At 55.4% G+C, this 7,306-nt stretch carries 6 protein-coding genes and 2 pseudogenes; 5 read left to right on the top strand and 3 right to left on the bottom strand.

Features of this window, described 5'->3' with window-relative positions; all coding sequences use genetic code 11:
- The first annotated feature begins 7 nt into the window (after positions 1 to 7).
- The 5 genes and pseudogenes from FYJ74_RS10330 (at position 8) to tnpA (ending at position 4,877) form a co-directional block, all read left to right on the top strand.
- Positions 8 to 1,183, top strand: coding sequence for a 1-deoxy-D-xylulose-5-phosphate reductoisomerase (locus FYJ74_RS10330; RefSeq protein WP_154529490.1), 1,176 nt, complete (start codon positions 8 to 10; stop codon positions 1,181 to 1,183).
- Complete coding sequence (gene rseP, locus FYJ74_RS10335) at positions 1,184 to 2,218, top strand: RIP metalloprotease RseP (RefSeq protein ID WP_154529491.1); 1,035 nt, start codon at positions 1,184 to 1,186, stop codon at positions 2,216 to 2,218.
- Between the two features lie 14 nt (positions 2,219 to 2,232).
- The gene (gene ispG, locus FYJ74_RS10340; protein WP_154529492.1) at positions 2,233 to 3,276 is read left to right on the top strand and encodes a (E)-4-hydroxy-3-methylbut-2-enyl-diphosphate synthase; all 1,044 of its coding nucleotides are present in this window, start codon (positions 2,233 to 2,235) and stop codon (positions 3,274 to 3,276) included.
- Positions 3,277 to 3,477: 201 nt separating this feature from the next.
- Positions 3,478 to 4,232 (top strand): IS5 family transposase gene (locus FYJ74_RS10345; RefSeq protein ID WP_154529503.1). Its coding sequence is split into 2 segments (ribosomal slippage): positions 3,478 to 3,808 and positions 3,808 to 4,232, totalling 756 coding nucleotides; the frame shifts between segments, so codons are not numbered across the junction.
- 211 nt (positions 4,233 to 4,443) lie between these two features.
- Positions 4,444 to 4,877 (top strand): annotated as a pseudogene (gene tnpA, locus FYJ74_RS10350) (IS200/IS605 family transposase).
- A 396-nt stretch (positions 4,878 to 5,273) separates the two neighbouring features.
- On the opposite strand, the gene FYJ74_RS11825 reads toward tnpA, so the two are convergent.
- The 3 genes and pseudogenes from FYJ74_RS11825 to FYJ74_RS11665 form a co-directional block, all read right to left on the bottom strand.
- Positions 5,274 to 5,798 (bottom strand): transposase, encoded by a 525-nt coding sequence (locus FYJ74_RS11825; protein ID WP_154527896.1) that lies wholly within the window; start codon positions 5,796 to 5,798, stop codon positions 5,274 to 5,276.
- A complete protein-coding gene (locus tag FYJ74_RS12025) occupies positions 5,683 to 6,264 on the bottom strand; it encodes a transposase (protein ID WP_407692123.1) in 582 nt (193 codons plus the stop codon). Before FYJ74_RS12025 ends, FYJ74_RS11825 begins: the two co-directional genes overlap by 116 nt.
- 727 nt (positions 6,265 to 6,991) lie before the next feature.
- A pseudogene (locus tag FYJ74_RS11665) lies at positions 6,992 to 7,306 on the bottom strand (hypothetical protein); the annotation flags it as partial.

The following is a 7,306-nucleotide window of genomic DNA, read 5'->3' on the forward strand; positions in this document are numbered from 1 at the left end:
TTGAAAAATGTCGAAAAACACGAGAAAAAAGGTGGCCGTGATCGGCTGCACCGGCAGCGTGGGCTCTTCGGCGCTTGACGTGTGCCGCGCCTATCCCGAGTTCTTTCAGGTGACGGCGCTGGCCGCGGAGACGGGAAGAGAGGCGCTGCCGTCGCTTTGTCGGGAGTTCGAGCCTAAAATCGTCGTCTTGCGGGAGCCGCGCTATGATTTGCCCAAAGAAGCGGAGCTCTGGAAAGGAGAAGACGCGCTGCTTCGCCTGATCGAGTCCGACGAAGTGGAACATATCGTCTTCGCCTCGTCCGGCGTCGCTGCGGTGAAAGCGCTGGCGCGCGCGATGGAACTGGGCAAGGAAATCAGCCTGGCCAACAAGGAATCGGCGCTGATCTTGGGCGAGCGCCTGGCCTCCGCCGTGCGCGCCGGGCAGATCCGCCCGCTCGACAGCGAGCACAACGCGCTCTGGCAGTGCCTTGCCGGCGAAAATTACGATCATGTGGAACGATTGATTCTAACGGCTTCGGGCGGCCCGTTCCTGCGCACGCCGCTGGAACAGCTCGACGCGGTCACGCCCGAGCAGGCGGCGTCGCATCCCGTCTGGTCCATGGGGCGCAAGATCAGCGTCGACAGCGCCACGATGATCAATAAAGGCATCGAACTTCTCGAGGCGCATGATCTTTTCGGGATTCCGGGAGAGAAAATCCTGCCCGTGATCCATCCCGGCTCGAAAGTTCACGCGCTGGTTTCCTTTATCGACGGCGCGACGAAAATGCTCCTGAGCCCTCCCGATATGCGGCTTGCGGCGCTGACGGCCCTCTCGTGGCCGATGCGCTTGCCGCTGCGGATGAAGAAGATCGAGCCGGTCGAACTGGACGGCCTGGATCTTCATTTCGAAAGGCCGCAGGAGGCGCGTTTCCCCGGGCTTTATACGGCGATCGAGGCGGCCCGCAGGGGCGAGCCCTATCCTGTCATTCTGATCGCCGCCGACGAGGCGGCCGTGCAGACGTTTCTCGAAGGGAAAATCGCTTTTTCCGACATCGCGAAAATCGTCTCCGCTATCGTGGACGGCTATAACGGCGGAGACGTGGAAGACATTTCTTCGCGCATCGCGCTTTACGAACGCTGCCGGGCCCGCGCTCTTAAGCTGGCAAACGAAAGGGCCTGGGGCAGGAAGAAGGTTTGGAGTTAAATGATTCTGAGCGTCATATCGTTTCTTTTTATCATCCTGATCTGCGTGATCGTGCATGAGTTCGGCCATTATCTGACTGCGCTCTGGTGCGGCGTCAAGGTGCACGAATTTTCCTTCGGCATGGGGCCCGTGCTGTGGCAGCGCCAGGGGCGCAAAAATAAGTGGTCGGTGCGCGCGTTTCCCGTGGGCGGTTTTGTCCGTCTGGCCGGCATGGGCGAGGAAAACGAGGGCGAATCGCTCCTTCCCGGAGAGAGCTTTCAGGAAAAGCCCGCCTGGAAGCGCCTGATCGTTTTGGCGGCGGGGGCCTTCAACAATATCCTGCTGGTCGTGGTGCTGGCGACGGTGCTGCTGATGTCGCGCGGCGTGATGGACCTTTCCGTCAGCGAAGTCGGCGCGCTGATGCCCGGTTTTCCGGCGGCGGAGGCGGGGCTGCGGCGCGGCGACGTGATCGAACGGGTCGGCGGCGTCGACGTCCGCGACTGGGAAGAGATGACCCGCGCGATCCGCTCCCAGGCCGCCGGTCAGGAGAAACTCGAGTTGACGGTCCGGCGCGGTCCCCGGCAGCTGACGCTGACGATGGGAACCAAAGCTGAAAAGGCGGGCGAGCCGCCGCTGATCGGCATTCAGCCCGCGATCCGAAAGCTGCCGCTGAGCCGGGCCCTGCGCGGCTCGATCGCGTGGACCTTCCACATGTCGCTGGCGATGCTCCAGGGGCTGAAAGAAATGCTTGTTCACCCGGCGAAAGTCGACGTCTCCGGCCCCGTGGGCATCGCCGCCATGGCCGGGCAGGCGGCCAGCGCCGGATTTTTCTCGCTGCTGTCGTTCCTCGCCGTGATCAGCCTCAATCTGGGGATCATCAACCTGCTGCCTTTTCCCGCCCTCGACGGGGGACACATCCTCTTTGTGCTGGTCGAAATGATCACGGGCAGAAACATGTCTCTCGAACTGGAAGGGAAGATCCATTTCATCGGTTTCATAATCCTGTTCGCTCTGATCATCGTCGTGACGTGGCAGGATATTTTGAAGCTCTTTTAGCGCGGAGGACGATCATGAAAAGAACCGTGCGGATTGGTCCCCTGACCCTGGGCGCCGGCGCGCCGATCCGGGTCGAATCGATGCTGAAAACGCGTCTCGACGACACGGCCGCGTGTCTGAAACAGCTGACCGAACTTCAGTCCGAAGGCTGCGAACTGGTGCGCGTCGCGTTTCCCAAGCCGGAACTGAAAGACCGACTGCGCGCCCTGAACGCTTCCTCGCCGCTGCCGCTGATGGCGGACATTCACTTCGATCCGGCGCTTGCCGTCGCGGCCATGGAAGCCGGCTGTCCTTCCATCCGCATCAATCCCGGCAACATGGGCAGCCCCGAGCGTCTGGCGGCCGTCGTCGACCTGGCGCGGGAACGCCGGGTCGTCATCCGTATCGGCGCCAACAGCGGTTCGGTCAATGACGTGCAGCTTCGGCGCGCCGGCGGCGACCGCGGCGCCGCTTTGGCGCTGGCGGTCGGGGAGCAGATGGAAATGCTGCTGTCGCTGAAATTTTACGACATTATCGTTTCCGCCAAGTCGACTGATCTGGAAGAATCCCTGCGCGCCAACGTCCTTCTCCAGCGCCGCTACGGCGATTTTCCGTTCCACGTGGGGATCACCGAATCGGGCAGCGGATTGGACGGCGTCGTCAAAAGCGCCTGCGGACTGTCGCGGCTTTTGGCGCTGGGCATCGGCGACACGATGCGCGTCAGCCTGTCACAGCCGCCCGCGAACGAAGTGCGGACGGCCTACAGCATCCTGCGGGCGTTGAATCTGCGCCAGCGCGGCGGACGGCTGGTCTCGTGCCCGACCTGCGGACGGCGCCAGCTGGAAGTGGCCGCCGTTATTCCACAGCTCGCCCCGATATTGGAAGAACTGCCCGACGGCTATACGCTGGCCGTGATGGGCTGCGAAGTGAACGGTCCGCGCGAGGCCCGCCACGCGCAGCTCGGCGTCGCCGGTTCGCCGTCGGGCGCGGTGATCTTCAAAGACGGGAAGATCGTCGAGCGCGTCGAAAGCGGCGGCGTGATCGAGGCGCTGCGGCGTCATCTGCCGAAGAAATCTTGAAAAAAGCCGTCACGTCTTTTTGATATGTACCTTGGACTGCATCCCGCTTGCTGGACAGAGAATAAAAAGACCTCCTGTTGTAGAATCAACATAACAACAGGAGGTCTTGCTATGGCAGGAAATTATGCTATTTCTTTATAGAACAGCTAGAGTGTGTTCACACTAATAGACAATTACCCAACAGTAATCTATAATGTGCATATGGAAATTACGCAAGGACAATACGAGCGAATTGAAAAATACTTGCCCCGTCAGCGCGGGAATGTGAGCATGAGCAATCTCCAACTGATCAATGCGATACTGTATGTCACGGAAAACGGCTGTAAATGGAGGACATTGCCGAAATCCTATGGAAACTGGCATACGATTTATGTACGCATGAACAGGTGGAGCAAAAACGGCGTTTTACAGCGCCTGTTCGAAGCGTTGCAAATGGAGAACATTATTCGCGTAAAGGTCGAATCGATCTGCCTGGACAGCACATCGGCAAAGGTTCATCCCGACGGGACAGGCGCTTTGAAAAAAGAGGGAAACAGGCCATTGGAAGATCGAGAGGCAGGCTCACAACGAAGATTCATATGGTCGCCGCAACTGACAGATCGGCTGTCAGCTTCGCGCTCTCCGGAGGAGAAGCCCATGACTCGCCGGAAGGCATCGCACTGCTTGACAAGATCATAAGAGCTCCAGAGCAAAAATACATCCTGATGGACAGAGCTTACGAGGGAGAGAGTATGCGGAAGAAAGCGAAGGAGAAGGGGTATTCTCCGGCTGTTCCTCCCAAATCGAACCGCAAAGATCCGTGGGAGTATGATAAGGAGAGATATAAGCAACGCAGTGAGATAGAGCGATATTTCCCGCGTCTTAAGCGATTTCGGAAAATATTTACCCGTTACGATAAGCTTGACGTGCTGTTCTGTGGATTCATCTACTTTGCTATGATTGTAGATGCAATTTAGCGTGAACAAGCTCTAGCTACCTGCAAGAAGAAAAACCGCCCAAACTACTGATTTTAGCGGGCTATGACTGCTTTTATTCGAGGTTCCCTAGTGCTGTGTCACGGGAATGCAGGCTAAAAGGCTTTAGCTATGGAGAAAAAGAACTCCTCCTTTGGCAAAGTAAAAGCGGTCTGTCAGCCGCCAAACAAAACCAAAGGAGGATCAAGTCCTGATGAAACTTGACGTCAGTAGTTTATCACACACGAAGTGGGAGTGTAAGTATCACGTGGTATTTGCGCCGAAGTATCGCCGGCAATCATCTACGGGAAGATCAAACAAGACATCGGTTTGATGCTGAGAAAACTGTGCGCGTACAAAGAAATTGAAATATTGGAGGCGGAAGCATGCAAAGATCACGTCCACATGTTGCTGAGCATCCCGCCCAAATACAGCATATCGCAGGTGATGGGTTACCCGAAAGGTAAAAGCAGCCTGATGATTTACGAGAAGTACGCGAATCTGAAGTACAAATATGGCAATCGACATTTCTGGTGCCGCGGATATTACGTAAGCACGGTAGGACGCAACAAGACTGCAATAGAGACCTCCATCAGGAACCAATTGCAGGAAGATCATGCCGAGGAACAGCTGACGATAAAAGAGTAGGTTGACCCGTTTACGGGTAAGCCGGCACGGGAAGGCAAGTAGAGAGCCCCTTTAGGGGCAGCCCGTGAGAGTTGCGCGGCTGACAGACTTTTTGACGAGCCTATAGGCTCGGCCGGGAAGATGCCCCAAGGGGGCTTGTGCAAAACGCCGGCACGGCCGGTGGTTATGATTGGACTCTATAATTGGACTCTATAATAAATGTTGGTGTGTAACGAACATCAAATCATGATGTTCGCCAGCCCCAAAAACGTCTGTTCATATTAAGGAACCGCTGATTATTTCGCCCAAACGAAAACACCAATTTGACTATCAAACAAAGGTCTTGATAGTCAAATGAAGTGCCCGTTCTGTAGGCGAAAAATGCCCCCAAACTGCCGTGGGAAGGCCCTGTCTCCGTTAAACGGAGACGGTTATGGGGTATGCCCCACAGGCGGACAACTCTTCCGTTCGTCCAGCTCGAAGGCACATGACAAGATTGGCACAGCCAAACAGAACGAAGAATTTGTTCATGTTTTTCGCTATGCCTCGATACGATGTCTTGCGGCAGCCAAAGTATCTCTTCACGATCTGAAAGAGGTGTTCGACTTTACTGCGTGTCGATAATTTACGACTTTCCCGGGATCTATCATATGATCTGCCTACGCCTAATGTCTTGATGCTGCCGGGACGCCGGTTGATACGAAAATCAACTTTCGAGAGGCGCTCGTCTTCTCTGATCTCTTGGCGTTTCTCTACGCCAAGATAGCCTGAATCTCCGGAGACGACCCCATCATCCTCCCGTATCAGTGCATGGGGCTGCGTCACATCATGAACGTTGGCGGAGGTCCCGATGATGGTATGGACATACCCGCTTCCGGCGTCGACGCCGGCATGGACTTTCATGCCAAAATACCACTGGCCGCCTTTTTTCGTCGAATGCATTTGCAGGATCTCGTTCGCCGTTTTGGTTCTTCGTTGAACTCGGAGCGCTGATGAGCGTTGCGTCGACGACGCTGCCTCCGTGCATGATCAAACCGGCCTTGTCACGTCTGCTCCGGATATCGTCGAACAAGGCTTTGCCAAGCTCATGCTTCTCAAGAAGGTGACGGAAGTGCAGCAGGGTTGTTGCGTCCGGTACCTGCTGCTGGAGGAAATTGATCCTCAGGAACGTACGCATGACATTGCTGTCGTAGATGGCGTCTTCGATGCCTTCATCGGACAAATTGAACCAGTTCTGCGTGAGGTACATGCGTAGCGTCGTCTCGACACCAAGAGGAGGGCGTCCCCGTTTGCCGGACGGATAATGCGTCGCTGTCACGATGACCCAATCAGCCCGCGGGATAATTTTATCCATTTGCTCAAGAAATGCTTCTCTCCTGGCTTTTCTTCTGCGATTTGCGTATTCCATATCACCGAAGCTGAGTTGGGATATCTTCTATTCTCCTTTGACGGGGGATTAGTACGACTTTATTATACTATCTTGCTTGAGCAAACGGCGATTTAATCGGTGGGTCCTTGAAATCATAATACACCACGCGATACGCCTTCAGCACCAATGCCCGTACCTCATTTCCGATCCTGTGCCGGGACATTCTACCGCGGTTGCCGTGAACAAGCCCCACTGCCCTTTGAGCAATGAACTTCTTCTTGATCCTGATGATTTGCCGTTGACAGAACTCCAGTTTCTTCGCCGCCTCCCTGTTCGTCATACGGCCGTCGACAAGCGCTCCGATAACTCTGATACAATTCAGTTCCTTTTGTGACAATGTCATTCGCTCCTGTTTCATGGACGGTATTATCTCAGAGTGACATTTTCTTTGAACCGTTATGGGTGACTTTATCTCTGAGCAACGACAGCAACAAAATTGGGTCTGGCAATAGCCAGTAAAAAAGTCAGCATAACCGCTCATTGAAAAAGTCACTACAGCCATGTTTATTCAAATATCAGACGCTGAGATAAGATCCTTTTGCTATGACATAGCACCACCTGTCGTGAGTTTTGGACACGGCGTGTATGTGCTATGATGTTCTCGTCTCTTGACGAGGCCACGCCGCCATGGGTGGTCTGGAGCGGGCTTGTGCGCTTTCACAAGCCCGCTTTTTCGTTTCTTTGCCGATGCCTCATCGGAGTCGACTCACTTCGGCCTTTCAACCTCCTTCATGGCAATCCGTTTGCCCTTATAAACAGCCCACATCTCTCCCGCCAACGTTTCGCGCACCTCAACCGTCGTGTTGACCATCCCGAGATAATCGTCCGCTGCCGGAACATACCGCCGGCTTCCATAGGAGATCATGCCGCCGTGATCCGTCCTGCGGAAACCCCGCCGCGCAAAGAGAAAATTCCAATCGACCTTGCCTTCCGGCTTCACATAAACGTCCTCACCCTCAGCCGGATTGACGGCAAACTTCCGGTTGTGCCTGACGATGAGCTTCGGCAAAACCTCGTTGGC

The organism is Pyramidobacter porci (assembly GCF_009695745.1).
Taxonomy (GTDB): Bacteria; Synergistota; Synergistia; order Synergistales; family Dethiosulfovibrionaceae; genus Pyramidobacter; species Pyramidobacter porci.

Coding starts and splice junctions, on each gene's coding strand:
- rseP (WP_154529491.1), top strand. CDS start 1,184: ATGATTCTGAGCGTCATATCGTTTCTTTTTATCATCCTGATCTGCGTG.
- FYJ74_RS10330 (WP_154529490.1), top strand. CDS start 8: ATGTCGAAAAACACGAGAAAAAAGGTGGCCGTGATCGGCTGCACCGGC.
- ispG (WP_154529492.1), top strand. CDS start 2,233: ATGAAAAGAACCGTGCGGATTGGTCCCCTGACCCTGGGCGCCGGCGCG.
- FYJ74_RS11825 (WP_154527896.1), bottom strand. CDS start 5,798: ATGCATTCGACGAAAAAAGGCGGCCAGTGGTATTTTGGCATGAAAGTC.
- FYJ74_RS12025 (WP_407692123.1), bottom strand. CDS start 6,264: ATGGAATACGCAAATCGCAGAAGAAAAGCCAGGAGAGAAGCATTTCTT.